The 20,083-nt window shown below is 45.9% G+C and carries 19 protein-coding genes; 4 read left to right on the top strand and 15 right to left on the bottom strand.

Going from position 1 to position 20,083, the window contains the following annotated elements; translation table 11 throughout:
* Positions 1-151: 151 nt before the first annotated feature.
* The 3 genes from ICN11_RS04800 (at position 152) to ICN11_RS04790 (ending at position 1,971) form a co-directional block, all read left to right on the top strand.
* Positions 152-1,162 (top strand): CorA family divalent cation transporter, encoded by a 1,011-nt coding sequence (locus ICN11_RS04800; protein ID WP_216229393.1) that lies wholly within the window; start codon positions 152-154, stop codon positions 1,160-1,162.
* 62 nt (positions 1,163-1,224) lie between these two features.
* Complete coding sequence (locus ICN11_RS04795) at positions 1,225-1,674, top strand: MgtC/SapB family protein (protein ID WP_255539882.1); 450 nt, start codon at positions 1,225-1,227, stop codon at positions 1,672-1,674.
* Positions 1,675-1,755: 81 nt separating this feature from the next.
* Positions 1,756-1,971: a hypothetical protein gene (locus ICN11_RS04790; protein WP_015420968.1), complete on the top strand. Its 216-nt coding sequence runs from the start codon at positions 1,756-1,758 to the stop codon at positions 1,969-1,971.
* Positions 1,972-1,976: 5 nt separating this feature from the next.
* On the opposite strand, the gene phoR is transcribed toward ICN11_RS04790, so the two are convergent.
* From phoR to ICN11_RS04735, 11 genes are all read right to left on the bottom strand, one after another.
* Positions 1,977-3,284, bottom strand: coding sequence for a phosphate regulon sensor histidine kinase PhoR (gene phoR, locus ICN11_RS04785; protein WP_216229391.1), 1,308 nt, complete (start codon positions 3,282-3,284; stop codon positions 1,977-1,979).
* A 60-nt stretch (positions 3,285-3,344) separates the two neighbouring features.
* Complete coding sequence (phoB, locus tag ICN11_RS04780) at positions 3,345-4,058, bottom strand: phosphate regulon transcriptional regulator PhoB (protein ID WP_216229390.1); 714 nt, start codon at positions 4,056-4,058, stop codon at positions 3,345-3,347.
* Between the two features lie 21 nt (positions 4,059-4,079).
* Positions 4,080-4,787, bottom strand: coding sequence for a phosphate signaling complex protein PhoU (gene phoU / locus ICN11_RS04775; protein ID WP_015420965.1), 708 nt, complete (start codon positions 4,785-4,787; stop codon positions 4,080-4,082).
* 12 nt (positions 4,788-4,799) lie between these two features.
* On the bottom strand, positions 4,800-5,591 hold the full coding sequence (gene pstB, locus ICN11_RS04770; RefSeq protein ID WP_015420964.1) for a phosphate ABC transporter ATP-binding protein PstB: 792 nt from the start codon (positions 5,589-5,591) through the stop codon (positions 4,800-4,802).
* Between the two features lie 56 nt (positions 5,592-5,647).
* Positions 5,648-6,514 carry a phosphate ABC transporter permease PstA gene (pstA, locus tag ICN11_RS04765; RefSeq protein ID WP_216229389.1) on the bottom strand — a complete coding sequence of 289 codons (867 nt, stop codon included), beginning with the start codon at positions 6,512-6,514 and terminating at the stop codon, positions 5,648-5,650.
* Entirely contained in the window at positions 6,511-7,500 is a 990-nt protein-coding gene (gene pstC, locus ICN11_RS04760) for a phosphate ABC transporter permease subunit PstC (RefSeq protein WP_216229388.1), read from the bottom strand. The genes pstA and pstC overlap by 4 nt, the downstream gene beginning before the upstream one ends.
* An 83-nt stretch (positions 7,501-7,583) precedes the next feature.
* Positions 7,584-8,606, bottom strand: a complete 1,023-nt coding sequence (gene pstS / locus ICN11_RS04755) for a phosphate ABC transporter substrate-binding protein PstS (RefSeq protein ID WP_216229387.1) — start codon at positions 8,604-8,606, stop codon at positions 7,584-7,586.
* Between the two features lie 115 nt (positions 8,607-8,721).
* A complete protein-coding gene (glmM, locus tag ICN11_RS04750; RefSeq protein ID WP_216229386.1) occupies positions 8,722-10,065 on the bottom strand; it encodes a phosphoglucosamine mutase in 1,344 nt (447 codons plus the stop codon).
* 40 nt (positions 10,066-10,105) lie between these two features.
* Entirely contained in the window at positions 10,106-10,975 is an 870-nt protein-coding gene (folP, locus tag ICN11_RS04745) for a dihydropteroate synthase (protein WP_216229385.1), read from the bottom strand.
* A gap of 25 nt (positions 10,976-11,000) precedes the next feature.
* Positions 11,001-12,878 (bottom strand): ATP-dependent zinc metalloprotease FtsH, encoded by a 1,878-nt coding sequence (gene ftsH, locus ICN11_RS04740; protein WP_216181820.1) that lies wholly within the window; start codon positions 12,876-12,878, stop codon positions 11,001-11,003.
* 127 nt (positions 12,879-13,005) lie between these two features.
* Entirely contained in the window at positions 13,006-13,680 is a 675-nt protein-coding gene (locus ICN11_RS04735) for an RlmE family RNA methyltransferase (RefSeq protein ID WP_216133141.1), read from the bottom strand.
* Between the two features lie 138 nt (positions 13,681-13,818).
* On the opposite strand from ICN11_RS04735, the gene ICN11_RS04730 reads away from it, so the two are divergent.
* Entirely contained in the window at positions 13,819-14,445 is a 627-nt protein-coding gene (locus tag ICN11_RS04730; protein WP_216181822.1) for a YhbY family RNA-binding protein, read from the top strand.
* A 56-nt stretch (positions 14,446-14,501) separates the two neighbouring features.
* On the opposite strand, the gene ICN11_RS04725 is transcribed toward ICN11_RS04730, so the two are convergent.
* Genes ICN11_RS04725 through carA form a run of 4 tightly spaced genes read right to left on the bottom strand, consistent with a single transcriptional unit; the run spans position 14,502 to position 19,955 of the window.
* Positions 14,502-14,987, bottom strand: coding sequence for a DUF4149 domain-containing protein (locus ICN11_RS04725; RefSeq protein ID WP_255539881.1), 486 nt, complete (start codon positions 14,985-14,987; stop codon positions 14,502-14,504).
* Between the two features lie 15 nt (positions 14,988-15,002).
* On the bottom strand, positions 15,003-15,479 hold the full coding sequence (gene greA, locus ICN11_RS04720) for a transcription elongation factor GreA (protein ID WP_216229384.1): 477 nt from the start codon (positions 15,477-15,479) through the stop codon (positions 15,003-15,005).
* 19 nt (positions 15,480-15,498) lie between these two features.
* Positions 15,499-18,762 (bottom strand): carbamoyl-phosphate synthase large subunit, encoded by a 3,264-nt coding sequence (gene carB, locus ICN11_RS04715; RefSeq protein ID WP_216229383.1) that lies wholly within the window; start codon positions 18,760-18,762, stop codon positions 15,499-15,501.
* Positions 18,762-19,955: a glutamine-hydrolyzing carbamoyl-phosphate synthase small subunit gene (gene carA, locus ICN11_RS04710; RefSeq protein WP_216229444.1), complete on the bottom strand. Its 1,194-nt coding sequence runs from the start codon at positions 19,953-19,955 to the stop codon at positions 18,762-18,764. The genes carB and carA overlap by 1 nt, the downstream gene beginning before the upstream one ends.
* Positions 19,956-20,083: the final 128 nt, after the last annotated feature.

Raw genomic sequence — 20,083 nt, 5'->3', positions numbered from 1 at the left:
TTTCATAGTAATTAGACCTCAAATTGTTATCGCTTCATTAGCGATTGGACCAACTCTAAGGATTTATTAAGTCAGCATCATGTCAGCATTAATACGAAATAGCCAAACATCATCCTTACAATCAGCATACTCAGATAAAAGCCTTCATTTAATGACTCCATCTCCAATCCAACCCTTTCCCATTAATGGCGTTGTTTTTGCTTGGGCCATGACATCCTCCGGGAAAAATCATGAGATCCCCCTATTCGATATTGCCGATGCTCTGAATGATCCAGAGTTATCCGTTTGGCTACACCTCAACTTAGCGAACTCGCAGGTGCAGCGCTGGTTGAAAAATACACCCCTCATACCAGATCGCGTTGTGGAAATGATTGATGAGGGCGTTACTCGCAGTCGACTGGAGCGTATTGAAAAACTGGATGACTGCCTACTGATGGTGATGAATGACTTTCATCAAGAATTCGGCGATAAAGAAGGTGATTCAAATCTTGGCACTTTATGGGCCATTCTCACTCCTCGTTTAATGATCTCACTCAGAAATAATCCCCTGAGAACAACCGATCGATTGCGCTCCGACCTTAGAGATGGGCTATTAAATCCCTGCTCTGCAATCGAGCTCTTTCATGAGTTGATTGATTTACGTGCGGAGTATCTCAGAACATTATTAATGCGCTTGTCTGAAACGATGGATGATCTCGAGGAAATATTGCTAAAGGGAAAAGAATTACCAGAGCACGAATATCTTGGCAGAGTTCGTATTCAATGTAGCCGCCTACGTCGCCAGTTCTCACCAGAGTTGATTGCATTAAATCGCCTACAGAAACGCTTGCCCTACTGGTTTTCCGATGAAGACAAATATCGCCTTAACGATGATTTGGACTTACTGTCTTATCTAGTTCAGGAGATTTCTAACCTATATGATCGGGCCAAAGTATTACAGGATGAACAAGCTGCTCATGTCGCTGAATTTAATGCTAGAAACCTGCAGGTTCTCTCTGTAATGACCGTAATCTTTCTCCCAATGACTCTCATTACTGGAATTATGGGTATGAATATGGAAGACTTGCCTGGCATTAAAGAATCCTTTTATATTGTGATGGTGTTGATGGCCATGGCTGGTGCTGCCGTTTATCTTTCCCTCAAAATGAGAAAAATTATCTAACTGTTTTATTGAAAAGACGTCCATACTGGAAATATATGGAATATCTAAATCATTATGGGGAAATGGCTTTACGTCTCTCCTTGGCTCTATTTGCTGGAATTGTCCTAGGCTTAAACCGTTGGGTACACCACAAATCCGCAGGCATTAGAACCCACTCTCTGGTAGCTATCGGCTCAGCTACGGCGGTTATGTCAATTGGATACTTTGGAAAAACAGATACCCAGGCATTAAGTCATGTTTTGCAAGGGCTGATTACGGGTCTTGGGTTTCTTGGAGCCGGCGTCATCATCCGGGAAAGCAGCACTCAAAAGGTTCATGGATTGACTACCTCTGCCAGCATATGGTCCTGCGCACTGATTGCTGCTGCATTTGGCGCAGGCGAACTGATGCTGGGCATTATGGCCTTGTGCGCCATACTCATCACCCTCATTATTGGAGGGCCGCTAGAACGACTTCTTGGCAGAATTACAGGGCTTAAACGAAGTTCAGAGATTTCGGGTGATTCAGACTAGTAAAACGGCCCGCTAAAAAGACATTTTTGTCATATTACTTTGCTAGCATTGGTGCGTTCTTATTAACTTATTTGGAAATCCATGAGCGCATATAAATATGAAGATGCTGTTAAACAGCTTCAGGAGTCAGGTGCCATTGGCTTGCAAGACTTTAAAAATTTGTCCTACGAAGATCTGCATGAACTCCTTGAAGAGATCAAGGTATGGTGTCTTTATGCAAACGGTAAGCTAGATAAGCTTCCCAAAGAATCCAAAAAGAAAAAAGGTAAAGACAAGAAAAAAGATAAGAAGGATTAATTCCCTTAACTATCTAGGTGTGCGATTCTCTCTTTAGGGAAGCGCAGTGTAAAAGTACTTCCCTTACCAGGGGTACTTTCAATAATTAATTGGGCTTGATGTCGATTGGCAATATGCTTAACAATCGCAAGTCCTAGGCCGGTACCTCCCGTGTCACGAGACCGGCTTCGATCCACTCGATAAAAACGCTCAGTTAAACGTGACAAATGCTCGGAAGCAATTCCTGGACCCGTATCCGTTACAGAGAACTCCCCCTCACCCTGTGCATTGATGCGCCAGTTTGCGCTAATTGAGGCAATGTCGGGCGTATAACGAATAGCATTGGAAACCAGATTACCAAATGCAGAGAGAATTTCCCGCTCTTCACCCATTAGATTATCGGCGCTAGAAATATCAAAGTTAAATGCGTGGCGACCTTGGGATAAAGCCTCCGCATCATTTTTTAGCAATGCCATTAAGGTTGGGATTTGGATGAGCTGCATTGGGGCCGGCAAAGTATTTGCCTCAAGATTAGCCAAGGTTAACAAGTCCTCTACCAGGCTTTTCATCCTTTGAGCTTGTGACATCATCATTTCAAAATACTGATGCTGCTGAGCCTTACCCAAATCTAATGACTGCATCGTCTCTAAAAAACCCATCAATACCGTGATTGGTGTACGCATCTCATGGGAGACATTAGCCACAAAATCACGACGCATTGCGTCCGCCTTCTGCAAATCCGTAACATCCTGCACCAATAAAAGATGCCTCTTATCGCCAAAAGGAAAAGCCTGCAACATTAAACTCAAATTTGCCTTGGGGCCCATACGCTCGAGCAATAGTGGCTCTTCAAATTGGCGCTTGTATAGATACTGAACAAATTCTGGTCGACGTATTAAGAAGTTGACCCTTTGCATTACGTCCCGCTTAAAGTTGAGTCCAAAAAAACGTTCAGAAATAGCGTTGCACCACTCGATTTGATCTTGATCATCCAGCATCAGGATGCCATTAGGCGATGCCTGAAAAGCCTCAATAAATCGATTGTGTTGCTTTTCAATAGATCGAATTTGTTGCTTTAAACCCCTTACCAACCTTTGAATGCGAAAAAAAATCTCTTCCCAGTAGCCGCTTGGCAAAGACATGCTTTCTAGGGCGTCCCTTAAGGTGTATTTACGTAGGCGAGCAAGATTAATGTATGAATACATCAGTGGAATAGCAAGAACAGCGATTCCAGCGGCAATGCCAAAAAATGGACCAAAATTCGATAAAGCCATTAATCCAGCAAAAAATGCCAAAATAATGAGCAGCGCAAAACGGGTAATTACGGAGAGCATTAGGCAATCTTAGAACATCTGAGCCAAGTACTTAAAAAACCTTAGCCAGATAGGGTGAAGTTAGGTCTGAGTCGGCAGCTTTGTAATGCGATAACCACTTCCGCGGACTGTTTCTATATAGCGGTCGCAGTCAGTAGGCGCTAAAGCAGCTCGCAAGCGCTTGATGTGAACATCAACGGTGCGCTCTTCTATGTAAACCTCATTGCCCCAAACTTTATCCAGCAAGTTGGCCCGTGAATGAACCCTCTCAGGATTTGCCATCATAAATTGCAGCAGCCTGTATTCCGTTGGACCTAGAGATATAGGCTGAGGATCCAGATTTGGCCAAACGGCAGTAATGCGGTGGGAGACAGGGTCAAGTCTTAAGGGTCCAACTGAAAGTGGCCCCGTATCCTCGATTGGGGTTTGGCGACGTAAAAGTGCCTTGACCCTAGCAATCAACTCCTTAGGGGAAAATGGCTTGGTCACATAGTCATCAGCCCCAGAATCTAGGCCTAAAACCTTATCCGACTCTTCGCTCTTTGCGGTCAACATCAAAATTGGGAGCGATCGAGTACGTTCATTTGCCCTTAACTCCTTGGCAAATTGAACACCTGATTTACCCGGCAACATCCAATCCAAGATTAATAAGCTAGGCAGTTGATCGCGCATCATATTGAGGGCTACATCCGTCTGCAATGCTTTTTCAACCTCATATCCAGCATGAGTCAGGTTGATCGCAATTAACTCAGCAATCGAAGGCTCATCCTCAACAATCAATATTCGGTGAGTCATCAGAGATTCTGCCTTGATTTATTAAGGTTTATTAGCCTCGCGAACCAAATCCTCATGAGGAATATGGCGCACATCAGAGCCTTTAGCAATATAAATCACGAACTCCGCAATATTCTTTGCATGATCACCAATACGCTCAATTGCTTTAGCAATCGTGAGCATATCGAGTCCTGTTGAAATCGTATGTGGATCTTCCATCATGTAGGAAATCAGCTTACGTACAAAGCCCCTAAACTCTTCATCGATCTGACGGTCTTCTTGAACCACTTCAGCAGCTGCGCTTGTATCTAAACGCGCAAACGCATCCAAACTGCGGCGCAATAATGAAATAGCCATCTGACCAGACAAACGAATTTCGGCAACATTAATGTTATGGGTTGCACCGGATTCGATTAAACGCTTAGTACGCTTAGCAACGCGCTCAGCCTCATCGCCCGCACGCTCTAAATTGGTGATTGCCTTAGACACAGCCATTACCAAACGCAAGTCACGAGCCGTTGGTTGGCGACGCGCAATCAATTCGGTACAGGCCAAGTCAATCTGAATTTCTAGATCATTTACCGTTTTCTCATTAGCGATAACAACGTTACAGGTATCGATATCCATCTGGGTGAAGGCACGCATAGCAGTTGAAATCTGGGATTCAACTAAGCCGCCCATTTCTAACAAACGACTAGAGAGGGAATTTAGATCTGCATCAAATTGTGATGATAGGTGTTTATCTGGCATTTATTTCTCCAATTAACCAAAACGGCCGGTAATGTAATCTTCTGTTTCTTTACGCTTGGGCTTGATAAAGATTTCGTCCGTCTTGCCATACTCAATCAAACTCCCCAAGTACATATATGCAGTGTAATCGGAGACACGAGCTGCTTGCTGCATGTTGTGCGTAACGATCGCAATCGTATATTCATGCTTAAGTTCGTTAATCAACTCCTCAATCTTGCCTGTAGATATTGGATCCAATGCTGAGGTTGGCTCATCAAGCAAAATAACGGATGGCTTTACAGCTACCCCACGAGCAATACACAGTCGCTGTTGCTGACCGCCAGAGAGCGATAGTCCACTTTGATTAAGTTTGTCTTTTGCTTCATTCCAAAGAGCCGCCTTATTGAGAGCCCATTCAACGCGCTCATCCATCTCAGATCGAGACAGTTTTTCGTATAAACGCACGCCAAATGCAATGTTCTCATAAATAGACATTGGGAATGGGGTTGGCTTCTGGAAAACCATACCGATTCGTGAGCGCAATAAGTTCAGATCCTGACCAGACTCTAAAATATTTTGGCCGTAGAAATTTATCTCACCTTCTGCGCGCTGACCAGGATAAAGGTCATACATGCGATTTAGAGTTCTCAGAAGAGTAGATTTTCCACATCCAGATGGGCCAATAAAAGCGGTTACTTTACCCTCTTCAATATCTAAATTAATATTTTTAAGACCCTGGAAGGCTCCGTAGAAAAAATTGAGGTTGCGTACCTCAATAGCATTTTTTACTTCTTTAGCGGTTTGGATATTAGTGTTGTCGTTCATTCTGATTCCTTGACTATCGATTGTATTTAAGTCAAACATTGTTTTCATATTGGCCATTAGCTTTGTACTTTTTCACGGAAGACTACCCGGGCTAGGATATTTAATCCCAATACAGTGAATGTGATGAGCAAAGCGGCAGCCCAAGCTAGGTCTACCCAGTTATCGTAGGGACTCATCGCAAACTGGAAGATCACCACAGGCAAGTTAGCCATCGGTGCATTCATATTGGTTGTAAAGAATTGATTATTTAGCGCCGTAAAAAGCAGTGGTGCAGTTTCACCGCTAACGCGGGCCAGGGCCAATAAAATACCGGTAATCACACCACTTTGGGCGGCACGTAGAGTGATCATGAAGGCCACCTTCCACTTTGGCGTACCCAATGCATAAGCTGCTTCACGCAAACTACCCGGAACTAAACGCAACATATTCTCTGTTGTGCGAACTACTACTGGAATAGCGATTAAGGCCAAGGCGATAGTCCCCGCCCAACCAGAAAAGTGACGGACCTGAGCAACGACAATTGCATATACAAACAAACCAATAACAATTGATGGTGCTGAGAGCATGATGTCTGTAACAAAGCGTGTTACGGACGCAACCTTACTTCTATCACCATATTCAGAGAGGTATAGGCCAGCTAAAACGCCAATCGGAGTACTAATTAAAGTACAACTAGCCACAATCATCAAGCTGCCTACAATCGCATTAGCCAGACCTCCACCCTCAGATCCCGGCGCAGGAGTGCTGTGCAGGAATACGTCCATATTAATGGAGGAGAAGCCCTTAATAAATAGGATGCTCAGAATCCAGAGAAGGAAAACCATACCAAGCACCATAGCCCCAGTAGAGAGGACTAGGCCAATCTTGTTGGCGCGCTTACGTTTAGCAAAAACTGCTGGATTAATATTGGATAGGCCGTTCATGTTTTAAGTCCTTGCTTTTTCTCCATATTCATCAACATCCACTTAGCAATGGCTAAAACTACGAATGTAATCATGAATAGCGCAAGACCAAGCGCAAATAAAGAAGAGTAATGTGGTCCAAGCTCAGCCTCACCAAACTCATTAGCCAATGTGGAGGCAATTGAGTTGCCCGGAGCGAAAAGGGATGCAGAAAGACGGTGTGCATTGCCAATCACAAAGGTGACAGCCATAGTTTCACCAAGCGCCCTACCCAATCCAAGCATGACGCCACCAATCACACCAGCCTTGGTATAAGGAAGAACGATATTTTTTACCACTTCCCAAGTAGTGCAGCCGATACCGTATGCCGACTCTTTAAGAACAGGTGGAACAATTTCAAATACATCGCGCATGACTGAGGCGATGAAGGGAAGAATCATCATGGCCAAGATGAGGCCTGCACATAAAATACCAATGCCATTAAAAGCACCAGAGAACAAAATTCCTAAACCCGGAATTTGACCCAGCGTTGCTGCTAAGGCTGGCTGAATATACTCACCAAAAAGTGGTGCGAATATAAATAAACCAAACATTCCATAAATGATAGAAGGAACAGCTGCAAGCAATTCAACAGCGGTACCCAAAGGTCTACGTAATGGACCGGGACATAACTCAGTTAAAAACACCGCAATACCAAAGCTTAATGGCACGGCAATGAGTAGCGCAATCAAGGAGGTCACCAATGTGCCGTAAATGGCGATTAGGCCACCAAACTCACCATTAACAATGTCCCACTCTTTAGTAAAGAAAAACCCGATTCCAAATTTATCAAGGGCGGGCCAAGCATTAATAATTAGCGAAATAATGATGCCAACCAGCGCAATCAGCACTGATAGAGCAAAAAATTGTGTAATTCCGTGAAATAAAAAATCTTGAATACGTTGCAACTTAGCAATCCGAAGAGCTTGAGGCGTGGGCGCTGAGTGCGACTGAGTTGATTCAATCATGATTGAGCTTATTTAAAAATTGAAACAGCCCCACCCTCGGTGGAGCTGTCATATGAGAGACAAATAGACAGTAGTCCCAAACCTTACTTAGTAACTACTTTTGAGAATACATTCTTGCGAATGAAATCAGTAGTTACATCAGGCATTGGAACGTAATCCAACTCTTCAGCCATCTTCTTGCCATCTTTAAATGCAAAGTCAAAGAACTTAATTACTTCAGCAGCATTTGCTTTGTTCTCTGGATTCTTGTAGATCAAGATAAAAGATGCGCCAGTGATTGGCCATGATTTCGCGCCAGAAGCATTGGTAATGAATGTACCCATACCAGGAATCTTAGACCAGTCTGTGCCAGCTGCTGCTGCTGCAAAAGTAAGATCATCAGGCTGAACAAATTGACCATCTTTATTCTTTAAGGAAACGCTAGTCATTTTGTTTTTCTTGGCGTAGGCATACTCAACATAGCCAATTGCGCCTTTAACGCGAGAAACGTTAGCTGCAACACCTTCATTACCCTTACCACCTACAGATGAGGTTGCTGGCCACTTAACAGCAGCACCTTCGCCAACTGCATCTTTCCAGTTCTGACTAACTTTGGCTAAGTAGTTTGTAAAAATTGCAGTAGTTCCAGAGCCATCTGCACGATGCACTACAGTAATTGGCAAGTCAGGCATCTTCATACCTGGGTTGTTCAACACAATACGTCTGTCATTCCAGTTGGTAATAGCGCCCTGAAAAATATCAGACAAAGTGTCTGGAGATAGCTTGAGCTCGTAAGGCTTCACACCTTCAACGTTAATAACTGGAACCACACCGCCAATAATTGCCGGGAACTGAACCAAGCCATCTTTTTCTAAATCTTCAAATTTAACTGGATTGTCGCTTGCGCCGAAATCCACAGTTTTTGCTTTAATTTGCTTGATGCCACCTGAAGAACCAATAGACTGATAGTTCATATTGGAGCCAGTCTTGGATTTGTAAGCTTCAGCCCACTTTGCATAAATTGGGTATGGGAATGTTGCGCCAGCGCCGGTCATGTCCGCTGCAAATGCAACTGGGGCAATTGAAATCGCGCTAACAACTAACGCTTTTTTCAAAAATGATTTCATGTGGATCGTTCCTCAGATAAATAACGCAACATTGCGATAGAGGAACGATACGATTTGAGTGTGACCCTTTTATGACAGTTGTCATAAAAGAACTAATCCTAATTAAATCAAGGGGTTATATGGTTGGAACTAAATCCGCAATGCTCTTAGCCGAGCTCATGGCTACATCGCCATCCTGAGCCTCAACCATGACCCGCAGGACGGGCTCTGTGCCTGAGGCGCGAATAAGTACCCTACCCGTGCCTTTAAGATCACTCTCAACCTGATTAATCTTGGATTTGAGGGCGTTATCAACCTTCCAGTCGTAGCCAGCCTTAAATTTAATATTGAGAAGTACTTGGGGGAAGATTTTTACGGAATCTAGCAATTGCGCCAAGCTCTTCTTGGCCTGACTCATGGCGGCTAGAACTTGTAATGCGGCAATAGTGCCGTCACCAGTTGAATGTTGATCTAAGCACAGCAGATGGCCTGAGCCTTCGCCACCAATAATCCAGCCTTTTTGTTTGAGCAACTCCAAGACATAGCGATCGCCTACATTGGCGCGCTCAAATCCGATACCCAAACCTTTGATAGCGTTTTCTACAGCAAGGTTGGTCATCAAAGTGCCAACTACCCCACCCATTGCTTGACCCCGCTCGATGCGATCTTTTGCAAGTACGTATAGCAGTTCATCACCATTAAATAATCTGCCGGAGGCGTCAACCATTTGTAAGCGATCAGCATCACCATCTAAGGCAATACCAAGATCTGCCTTAGTTTCTTTAACTTTCGCAATTAATGCTTCAGGGGATGTCGCACCAAAGCCATCATTAATGTTGCGGCCATCGGGTTGAACACCAATAGAAATTACTTCTGCGCCAAGTTCATGAAAGACGTGAGGAGCAGTATGGTACGCAGCGCCATGTGCACAGTCCACCACCAACTTCATGCCTTTGAGATTGAGCTCGCCTGGAAAGGTGGATTTACAGAATTCAATATAACGACCAGCAGCATCATCTAAACGAAATGCTTTACCCAGCTCCTTTGAGCTTACGCAGCCCATCGGTTTTGCAAGCTCAGCCTCAATCGCTAATTCAAACTCATCGGTCAACTTACCGCCTTCAGCAGAGAAGAATTTAATACCGTTATCTTGATAGGCGTTGTGTGATGCTGAAATCACCACTCCTGCAGATAAGCGTAATGCCTTAGTGAGGTAGGCAACGCCAGGGGTTGGCATAGGGCCACACAACATCACATCTACACCAGCAGCGGCAAAGCCAGCCTCTAAAGCGGCTTCCAATAAATAACCGGAAACACGGGTGTCTTTACCAATCAAAATCTTGCAACGCTCACCGGGCTTTGCCTGGCTACTCAGTACTTTTCCGGCAGCATAGCCGAGGCGAGTGATGAACTCCGGAACAATCGGAAATTGCCCTACTTCACCGCGGATGCCATCAGTACCAAAGTATTGTTTTTTCATAGGCTTGATTATAAAACTTGTGGGTATTTAACCAACCAAGTTATTTCTGGACCGCTTCCCAGAGCTTTAAGGAGTCAACCGTCTCCTGAACATCATGGACACGGATGATGCGGGCACCTCGATCAGCAGCCAGAATTGCAGCAGCAATGCTTGGCGCTACTCGGTCATTGGTATCACGACCCGTTAACTTGCCCAACATCGATTTACGAGAAATTCCTGCTAATACCGGATAGCCTAGTTGCGAGAATTGATCAAAATCAGCCAGCATCTTAAGGTTGTGCTCAAGACTTTTACCAAATCCAAATCCAGGATCAATAGCGATTCTATTTTTAGCAATGCCTTGATCTTCCAGCAAGGTGGCGCGCTCCTGTAGAAACGCTTTTACCTCTGTGATGACATCTTGATACTCGGGATCAAATTGCATGGTTTGTGGATCACGTTGCATGTGCATTAAAACAATGCCGCACTGTTTATCTAAATTGCTTTTATCGCACTCAATGACCGCCTCTACTGCCCCCTCTTGTCGCAATGCCCAAATGTCGTTTACGCAATCCACTCCAGCCTTGAGTGCTTGGCGCATAGTCTCGGCTTTATAGGTGTCGATTGATAGTGCTACACCACAATCTTTTAGAGACTCAATGACCGGTAAGACACGATCTAATTCTTCTTGGAGGGAAACTGGTTCAGCACCGGGGCGAGTAGATTCACCACCGATATCAATCATGTCTGCGCCGTTGGCAATCATGCGCTCTGCTTGAGCAATGGCATCACTTGGGGTTCTGAATTTGCCACCATCCGAAAATGAATCTGGTGTGGCATTCAGAATACCCATCACTAATGGGCGCTGACGTTTACTAAAGTCAAAAAGAAAACGCCCGCAACGCCATGTTGCGGGCAGAGTTTGCTTCATCACCTTGCTATCAGCTTAAAGCTAATTAAGCAGTCGCTGGAGCAGCGCCCGCAGCAGGACCTGGCGTACCAGCAGAATTACCAAACTGGGTTGCTGGAGGTGGCTTTGGAGCACGTGGTGGACGACCTTCCATGATGTCGGTAATCTGCTCAGCATCAATGGTTTCCCATTCAAGCAAAGCAGCAACCATCGCTTCAACCTTGTCACGGTTTTGCTCGAGAATAGATCTTGCCAATGCGTATTGACTATCGACCAATGCACGAATCTCCGCATCCACCTTTTGTTGAGTCAACTCAGAAACTGTCTTTGAGCTAGTGCGACCGAACATGCTTTCAGATTCAGTGTCGACGTAGACCATCGTACCTAAGCTATCACTCATACCGTAACGCGTCACCATGTCGCGCGCCATTTTGGTAGCACGTTCAAAGTCATTCGATGCGCCTGTACTCATGGAATGCAAGAACACTTCTTCAGCAGCACGACCACCAAACAAAATCGCCAACTCTTCCATCATGCGATCTTTGTATAAGTTCACACGATCGAACTCAGGAAGCTGCCAAGTCACACCAAGCGCCATACCGCGCGGCATGATGGTGACCTTGTGCACTGGATCCGCTTTAGGCAACACCTTCGCAACCACTGCGTGACCAGACTCGTGATACGCCGTATTACGACGCTCTTCTTCACGCATCACTGCAGACTTACGCTCAGGACCCATATAGATCTTGTCTTTGGCATCTTCAAAGTCTTTCATATCTACTGCACGCTTATTACGACGCGCTGCAAACAATGCTGACTCATTTACCAAGTTCGCCAAATCCGCACCTGAGAAACCAGGTGTGCCGCGCGCCAATACTGCTGCGTCCACATCTGGATCAATCGGAACTTTGCGCATATGCACTTGAAGAATTTGCTCACGACCACGAATGTCTGGCAAGCCAACATGCACTTGACGGTCAAAACGACCAGGACGCAATAAGGCACGATCCAATACATCAGAACGGTTGGTTGCAGCAACAACGATTACACCGCTATTACTTTCAAAACCATCCATCTCCACCAGCATTTGGTTGAGAGTTTGCTCACGTTCATCATTACCACCACCCATACCGGCGCCACGATGACGACCAACCGCATCGATCTCGTCAATAAAGATGATGCAAGGAGAATTTTTCTTGGCGTTTTCAAACATGTCGCGCACGCGTGATGCGCCAACACCAACAAACATCTCTACGAAGTCTGAACCTGAGATGGAGAAGAATGGAACTTTTGCCTCACCCGCAATCGCACGAGCCAGCAAGGTCTTACCAGTTCCCGGAGGGCCTACTAGTAATACGCCATGCGGAATGCGGCCACCAAGCTTTTGAAACTTTTGCGGATCTTTAAGGAAGTCAACAATCTCGAAGACTTCTTCTTTGGCTTCATCGCAACCAGCGACATCAGCAAAGGTAACTGTATTGCTGTTCTCATCAATCAAACGCGCTTTGGATTTGCCGAAAGAGAATGCTCCGCCCTTACCGCCGCCTTGCATCTGACGCATCATGAAGAACCAAAAACCAATAATCAATAAAGTCGGTCCGAGGTAGTACAAAGCAGAAACTAACATATTGGGTTCGTCATCTGCCTTACCGGTAACTTGGACTCCATACTTCATCAGATCGCCAACCATCCAAATGTCTCCTGGGGAGATGATGGAGTATTTGTTGCCGTCGTTTGGAGTGACTTGCAGTGTGCGACCTTGCACATCAACTCGTTTGACTTTGCCAGCCTTGGCATCGTCCATGAATTGAGAATACGTGACCTGATTCTGATCTTTAGGCTTGTCAAACTGTTTAAAAACAGTGAACAGCACTAGACCCACAATGAGCCACACACCGATTTTCTGCAACATATTGCTATTCAAAAGGAGACCTTTGCCGGATTAATCCGGGAGTTAAAGCGGATTGCTATACCTAAGTATTTGATTCTACTACCAGCCTTTTTCAAGGGCTGAGAGCCAATTTATTTAATAAACCCCTTCTTTTAGGGGGTTATTTAGGTGGTTTGAGGTCTCGGCCAAGCAAAAAGATTTCCGAGGACTTCGCTCTGGACGCTTTTGGCTTTCTGGAGGCTACTGTTTTAAAGACCTTTTTAAAGGATTCCACGATTTGGCTATAGCCACTACCGTTAAAACACTTAATTAATAAGGCACCCTCAGGCTTGAGGTGTTGAACCGAGAAATCCAAGGCAATCTCAGCCAAAAAAGCCATGCGAGCTGCATCTGCAACGCCTACCCCAGATAGATTGGGGGCCATATCCGACATCACTAGATCAACTTTTCCGTCCGCATCGGCCGGTAAAAGCGCCTCTAGAGCCTTTAAACCCTCATCCTCACGGAAGTCTCCCTGAATAAAGGAAACGTCTGCAATATCCTCCATCGGCAGAATATCGATCGCAATAATGGTTCCATCTGGCTTGCCAGATTCAATATTGGGATTGTTTTTACCAAGCTCCGTCAGGCGATTACGGGCGTACTGAGACCAGCTCCCAGGAGCACTCCCGAGATCCACAATAGTCATACCTGCTTTGATGAGTCGGTCTTGCTCGTCTATCTCGCTCAGCTTATAGACGGCCCGTGCGCGATAGCCCTCTTTTTGAGCCATCTTCACGTACGGATCATTGAGGTGATCCTGCAACCAACTTTTATTAAATTTATTCTTTGCCACAACTTACCCACTTTCGGCGTCCATTTTCCTTGTTTATGCCCTACAAGGCAAAAGGAATCGACGTAAAACATCTTGATATAAGCCTATATGAGGCCGAAAGCCCTGTTTTACAAGCCCTAATGCTCTATCATCGAGGCCATGACTGCACTTACTATTACTCCTGCACAACGTAAATCCCTTAAAGCTGACGCCCATGGACTGAGTCCAGTCGTCATGATTGGTGGCGATGGCCTGACCCCTGCGGTCGTTAAAGAGGCTAAGTTAGCGATTTCTCATCACGGCCTGATTAAAGTTCGCGTCTTTGGTGATGACCGTGATGCACGCGTTGCCATCTATGAAGAGCTTTGCGACAAACTTGGCGCAGCTCCAGTTCAACACATCGGAAAATTGCTCGTACTTTGGAAGCCGATTGATATTGTTGATGCGGCCCTCTCCAATTTAGGAAGATCTAGCAAGCAAACCAAGAAATCATTGCAAGCACCTCGCACTAAGCGTCAACCGAATCGTGTTGTCGCAAAAGCCGGTGTTCGTACTAGCACCTCCGAGAGATCAGATCGACGCTCTGCAGCCAGCAAGTCGCCTTTTGAAAGAGTTGCTGCTGCAAAAAGCGCCACTCCGAAGAAACGTGTTCTGCGCGCTGATGCTGCTGAGTCAAAGATTGGTTGGTCATCGCCTGGCTACCGCAAGGCTGTTGCAGCGCCCGCTCCAATTAAGAAACGTAAAGTACGCATGAGCAGCACGAAGAAGAAATCCTTGGGCTCTTGATGCAAAGAGCATCAAAGAGTTTTAAAAAAACGCCGCTAGTCGGCGTTTTTTATTGCCTACCTCTTGGTCAGTCGCCAAACCAAGGTGATACCCAAAAGACTCTGCAACATAAACAGAATGCTAGAGGCCCCATGTAACCTGCCGAATAAAGTAGCTGAGGGAGACTCCATTACCGGCATGCCTTGGGCTAAGGCGTTATCTCTAAGCGCATTCATCCAAGGAATGAAGATAAAAGCTGCTGCGATCGAGCACAGCAGCATTGCCAATAAGAGCCAACGAATGAGTCTGAATTGACTGAGGCCGCGATTAACCAGGAGGTTAGCTAAGACCATTAGACCGATGCACACAATTAAGCTGAGGTAAGCCTCTAACTTAAAAATACTGCCAGCCACCATGCCGGCAGCTTGGCGATCAGTCATCGTACTAAAAATAGCTGGGGCGACTAAGTAGCCTACAGTGAGGAGACTACCGACCCATAAACCCGCAATCAGAATAAACAGTCTTTGAGCCCCCATATGATTCGGAGTCTCTAGAGTCTGCATATTGATTTGGGATTATTAGATGTAACGAACCGCGAGAATTTCTACTTCGCGATTACCGCCAGGAGCTTGCACAGCCACAACATCACCCTCTTCTTTGCTGATCAATGCACGAGCAATCGGAGAGCTAATCGAGATCTTATTAAACTCAATATCAGCCTCGTCATCACCAACGATTTGATAAGTCAACTTGGTGCCATCTTCCAAGTCTTCGAGATCAACGGTCGCGCCAAATACTACGCGGCCATTCACATCCAAAGTTGCTGGATCAATGATTTGAGCGGCAGATAACTTTCCTTCAAGCTCCTGAATACGACCTTCAATAAAGCCCTGCTTCTCTTTAGCGGCATCGTACTCAGCATTCTCAGAAAGGTCGCCCTGTGCACGCGCTTCAGAGATTGCATTAATCACCGATGGACGCTCTACATGCTTTAAGCGATGCAACTCTTCTTTGAGGAGCTCTGCGCCATGCTTAGTAATAGGGATTGTGTTCATGCTTCTTACCTAACTTAATTTAATTGAGAGTCTTATGCAGATTCTGCAATGAATACACTTCAAGAGACTCTTTATTGCCATTTTGAGATGTCATCAAACCATCCATGACGGCACGTGCTGCACTAATCGTGGTGTAGTAAGTCACATTATTAGCTTGGGCACTAGTACGAATGGAGCGGGAATCCGCAATCGCAGTACGTGTCTCATCAACGGTAGTAAAGACCAGTGAGATCTCACCATTCTTGATCAAGTCAACAATGTGTGGGCGACCATCTTTTACTTTATTGACTACGCGTACTGGTAATCCAGCGGCTTCAATCGCTGCAGCGGTACCTTTAGTAGCCACCATTGGGAAGCCCAACTGATGTAGGAGCTTAGCCACTTCGACTGCTTTTGGCTTATCGCTATCTTTGACCGTCAAGACTACAGTGCCACTCTTAGGTAACTTAATGCCGGCACCTAACTGAGACTTAAATAAGGCTTCGCCGAAAGTTTTACCAACACCCATTACTTCACCAGTTGAACGCATCTCTGGTCCAAGAATTGGATCAATGCCTGGGAACTTGTTGAATGGGAACACCGCTTCTTTAACAGAGAAATACTCTGGCTTCACTTCAGCCTGAATACCTTGCTGGTCTAAAGTCTGACCCACCATGCAGCGTGCCGCAATCTTCGCCAACTGCAAACCAGTTGCTTTAGATACGAATGGCACGGTACGAGAAGCGCGTGGGTTTACCTCGAGAACATAAATAACATCCTTGCCATCAACATTCTGGATAGCAAACTGTACGTTCATTAAGCCAACTACATTCAGGCCTTTAGCCATTGCCGCTGTTTGACGCTTGATTTCTGCGATCGTCTCATCAGATAGTGAGTACGGTGGCAAAGAACAGGCAGAGTCACCAGAGTGAACGCCGGCTTGCTCAATATGCTCCATCACACCACCAATGAATACGCGCTGACCATCACTGATACAGTCCACGTCGCACTCAATCGCATCATTCAAGAAGCGGTCTAACAATACTGGTGAGTCATGAGATACCTTGACAGCCTCACGCATGTAACGCTCAAGGTCACGACCATCATGAACGATTTCCATTGCGCGACCACCTAATACGTAGGAAGGACGCACTACCAATGGGTAACCAATTTCTTCAGCAAGCTTCAAAGCCTCATCTTCCGCACGCGCTGTTCGGTTAGGCGGCTGACGCAAGTTCAAATCATGCAATAACTTCTGGAAGCGCTCACGATCTTCAGCTGCATCGATCATGTCTGGTGATGTACCAATAATAGGTACGCCATTTGCCTCAAGATCTAAGGCCAACTTCAACGGAGTTTGACCGCCGTACTGCACGATCACACCCTTTGGTTTTTCTTTGGCAACAATCTCCAACACATCTTCTAAAGTTAAAGGCTCAAAATACAAGCGATCAGATGTGTCGTAATCAGTAGAAACCGTTTCTGGGTTACAGTTCACCATGATGGTTTCATAGCCATCTTCGCGCATGGCTAAGGCAGCATGTACACAGCAATAGTCAAACTCGATACCCTGACCAATACGGTTTGGACCGCCACCCAAGACCATAATCTTGTCTTTAGTGGTTGGTTGTGACTCGCACTCGCCATGCTCTGCTTCGTAAGTGGAATACAAATAAGCTGTGTTTGTAGAGAACTCAGCCGCACAGGTATCCACGCGCTTATACACAGGCACTACTTTTAAACGGTGACGTGCTGCACGAACTGAGGAAGCATCTACTCCCAACAATTTCCCTAAGCGACGATCTGAAAAACCTTTTTGCTTAATGAAACGCAACTCTGGAGCTGACAAGCTATCGATCTTGCGCTGCTTGAGCTCAGTTTCCATGGTGATAAGTTCTTCGATTTGCTCCAAGAACCAAGGGTCAACCTTGGTCTCGTTGAAGATCTCATCTAAACCCATACCCATACGGAAAGCATCAGCCAAATACCAAATACGATCCGGTCCTGGCTCGCCGATTTCTTGAATGATGTCATCTAGATCTGTAGAAACTTCATCTAGACCGTCAACACCAACCTCTAAACCGCGCAATGCTTTTTGGAATGATTCTTGGAAAGTGCGGCCAATTGCCATCACCTCACCTACGGATTTCATCTGCGTTGTCAGACGAGAATCCGCTTGCGGGAATTTCTCAAACGCAAAGCGAGGAATCTTGGTTACAACGTAATCGATTGATGGCTCAAAGGATGCTGGAGTGGCGCCACCAGTGATGTCGTTCTTCAACTCATCCAAGGTATAACCAACCGCGAGTTTCGCCGCAATCTTAGCGATTGGGAAACCAGTTGCTTTAGAAGCCAATGCAGATGAGCGTGAAACACGTGGGTTCATCTCAATAACGATCATGCGACCATCGACCGGGTTAATGGAGAACTGTACGTTTGAACCACCAGTATCCACACCAATCTCACGCAATACCGCAATTGAGGCATTTCGGAGAATTTGATACTCTTTATCCGTCAATGTTTGTGCTGGGGCAACAGTGATTGAGTCACCGGTATGCACACCCATTGGATCTAAGTTTTCGATTGAGCAAACGATGATGCAGTTATCGGCGCGGTCACGCACCACTTCCATCTCAAACTCTTTCCAACCCAAGAGAGACTCTTCAATCAAGAGCTCACGTGTTGGTGACAAATCTAAGCCGCGTTTGCAAATCTCTTCAAACTCTTCACGGTTGTATGCAATACCACCGCCTGATCCACCCATAGTGAAAGAAGGACGAATCACGACCGGAAAGCCTAAGCTGCCAGTTTCTTTCTGAATACGTTGCTGAACTTCATGCGCCTCATCCATCGAGTGCGCAATGCCAGACTTCGCAGAACCGAGACCAATCTTGGTCATCGCATCTTTAAACTTTTGACGATCTTCTGCTTTATCAATCGCTTCTGGTGAAGCACCAATCAATTCGCAACCGTATTTTGCGAGAACACCATGGCGATGCAAATCAAGTGCGCAATTCAAGGCAGTTTGACCACCCATCGTTGGCAAAATCGCATCCGGTTTCTCAGTGGCAATAATGCGCTCTACTACTTCCCATGTGATCGGCTCGATGTAAGTCACATCCGCCATCTCTGGGTCAGTCATGATGGTCGCAGGATTGCTGTTCACCAAAATAACTTTGTAGCCTTCATCACGCAAAGCTTTACAAGCTTGCGCACCAGAATAGTCAAACTCACAGGCCTGTCCAATCACAATTGGACCTGCACCAATAATCAGGATGCTCTTAATGTCGCTACGCTTAGGCATTATTTGCCCCCCTTATTGCTAACAGCGGCAGCATTCATTAGCTCCACAAAACGATCAAATAAATAGGCGATGTCATGAGGGCCAGGTGAGGCCTCAGGGTGACCTTGGAAACACAAAGCAGGCTTATCTTTCCAAGCTAAACCTTGTAGTGATCCGTCAAATAATGAAACATGCGTGACACGAATATTGTCAGGCAGCGTATTTGCGTCCACCGCAAAACCATGGTTCTGAGAGGTAATCGCTACGCGCCCAGTATCCAAATCTTTTACAGGGTGGTTTGCACCGTGGTGACCAAACTTCATCTTCAAAGTTTTAGCGCCAGCAGCTAAACCCATAATCTGGTGACCCAAACAAATACCGAATGTTGGAACACCTTTTTCGATAATTTCTTTTGCGGCAGCAATCGCGTAATCGCAAGGACCAGGATCTCCGGGGCCGTTTGAGAAGAACACGCCATCTGGGTTCATCGCCAATACTTCAGCGGCGCTAGTTTGTGCAGGCACAACCGTGAGTTCGCAGCCACGCTCTGTGAGCATGCGCAAAATATTGCGCTTCACACCAAAGTCATAAGCAACCACTTTCTTGATTGGCTTGCTAGCATCTAAAGTTCTGTATGCAGGTTTACCGTCAGGACCATGTAGATCCCATTCAGCTTCACGCCATTGATATGGAGTCTTAGTAGTAACCACCTTGGCTAGATCTAAACCAGCCATACCCGGGAAGGCTTTAGCCAACTCCAAGGCTTTCTTACCAAGAGCCTCTACATCATCACCCATCTTGCCAGCGACGATTGCGCCAGACTGAGCGCCTTTGTCACGCAGGATGCGAGTGAGCTTGCGGGTATCGATACCAGAGATGCCCACTACGCCTGCTTTGGTGAGATAGCTATCGAGGCTTTCTTCAGAGCGGAAATTCGAGACACGCTTAGAGAGGTCTTTTACGACCAAGCCAGCAGCATGAATTTGATCCGACTCGGCGTCTTGACCGTTCACACCCACGTTGCCGATGTGCGGATAGGTCAAGGTCACGATTTGGCGAGAGTAACTAGGATCAGTAATGATCTCTTGATAGCCAGTAAGTGCGGTATTGAAAACGACTTCACCGGTAGTTTCGCCAGGGGCGCCAATACTAAGACCGGGAAATACGGTGCCGTCGGCTAGAGCCAACACGGCGGGAGGAAAAGAAGGAAGCAAGGGTGACAAACCATCTCCAGTCCCTGCTCCATCCGACGCTCAACACCCCAAAAAGACCAACCCAGGACTGTTTGTGCGGGAGGTGAGTGTCTTTAAGCGCTAGGGTAATTTATTAAGTTTTGAACCTA

The organism is Polynucleobacter sp. 78F-HAINBA (assembly GCF_018882325.1).
Lineage (GTDB): Bacteria > Pseudomonadota > Gammaproteobacteria > Burkholderiales > Burkholderiaceae > Polynucleobacter.
Note: the sequence above shows the minus strand (reverse complement) of the source record. Positions and strands in the feature narration are given on the sequence as shown.

Excerpts from the sequence above, each read along its gene's own strand:
- ICN11_RS04800 (WP_216229393.1), top strand. The coding sequence starts at position 152 with ATGACTCCATCTCCAATCCAACCCTTTCCCATTAATGGCGTTGTTTTT.
- ICN11_RS04795 (WP_255539882.1), top strand. The coding sequence starts at position 1,225 with ATGGCTTTACGTCTCTCCTTGGCTCTATTTGCTGGAATTGTCCTAGGC.
- ICN11_RS04790 (WP_015420968.1), top strand. The coding sequence starts at position 1,756 with ATGAGCGCATATAAATATGAAGATGCTGTTAAACAGCTTCAGGAGTCA.
- phoR (WP_216229391.1), bottom strand. The coding sequence starts at position 3,284 with ATGCTCTCCGTAATTACCCGTTTTGCGCTGCTCATTATTTTGGCATTT.
- phoB (WP_216229390.1), bottom strand. The coding sequence starts at position 4,058 with ATGACTCACCGAATATTGATTGTTGAGGATGAGCCTTCGATTGCTGAG.
- phoU (WP_015420965.1), bottom strand. The coding sequence starts at position 4,787 with ATGCCAGATAAACACCTATCATCACAATTTGATGCAGATCTAAATTCC.
- pstB (WP_015420964.1), bottom strand. The coding sequence starts at position 5,591 with ATGAACGACAACACTAATATCCAAACCGCTAAAGAAGTAAAAAATGCT.
- pstA (WP_216229389.1), bottom strand. The coding sequence starts at position 6,514 with ATGAACGGCCTATCCAATATTAATCCAGCAGTTTTTGCTAAACGTAAG.
- pstC (WP_216229388.1), bottom strand. The coding sequence starts at position 7,500 with ATGATTGAATCAACTCAGTCGCACTCAGCGCCCACGCCTCAAGCTCTT.
- pstS (WP_216229387.1), bottom strand. The coding sequence starts at position 8,606 with ATGAAATCATTTTTGAAAAAAGCGTTAGTTGTTAGCGCGATTTCAATT.
- glmM (WP_216229386.1), bottom strand. The coding sequence starts at position 10,065 with ATGAAAAAACAATACTTTGGTACTGATGGCATCCGCGGTGAAGTAGGG.
- folP (WP_216229385.1), bottom strand. The coding sequence starts at position 10,975 with ATGAAGCAAACTCTGCCCGCAACATGGCGTTGCGGGCGTTTTCTTTTT.
- ICN11_RS04730 (WP_216181822.1), top strand. The coding sequence starts at position 13,819 with ATGACTGCACTTACTATTACTCCTGCACAACGTAAATCCCTTAAAGCT.
- ICN11_RS04725 (WP_255539881.1), bottom strand. The coding sequence starts at position 14,987 with ATGCAGACTCTAGAGACTCCGAATCATATGGGGGCTCAAAGACTGTTT.
- greA (WP_216229384.1), bottom strand. The coding sequence starts at position 15,479 with ATGAACACAATCCCTATTACTAAGCATGGCGCAGAGCTCCTCAAAGAA.
- carB (WP_216229383.1), bottom strand. The coding sequence starts at position 18,762 with ATGCCTAAGCGTAGCGACATTAAGAGCATCCTGATTATTGGTGCAGGT.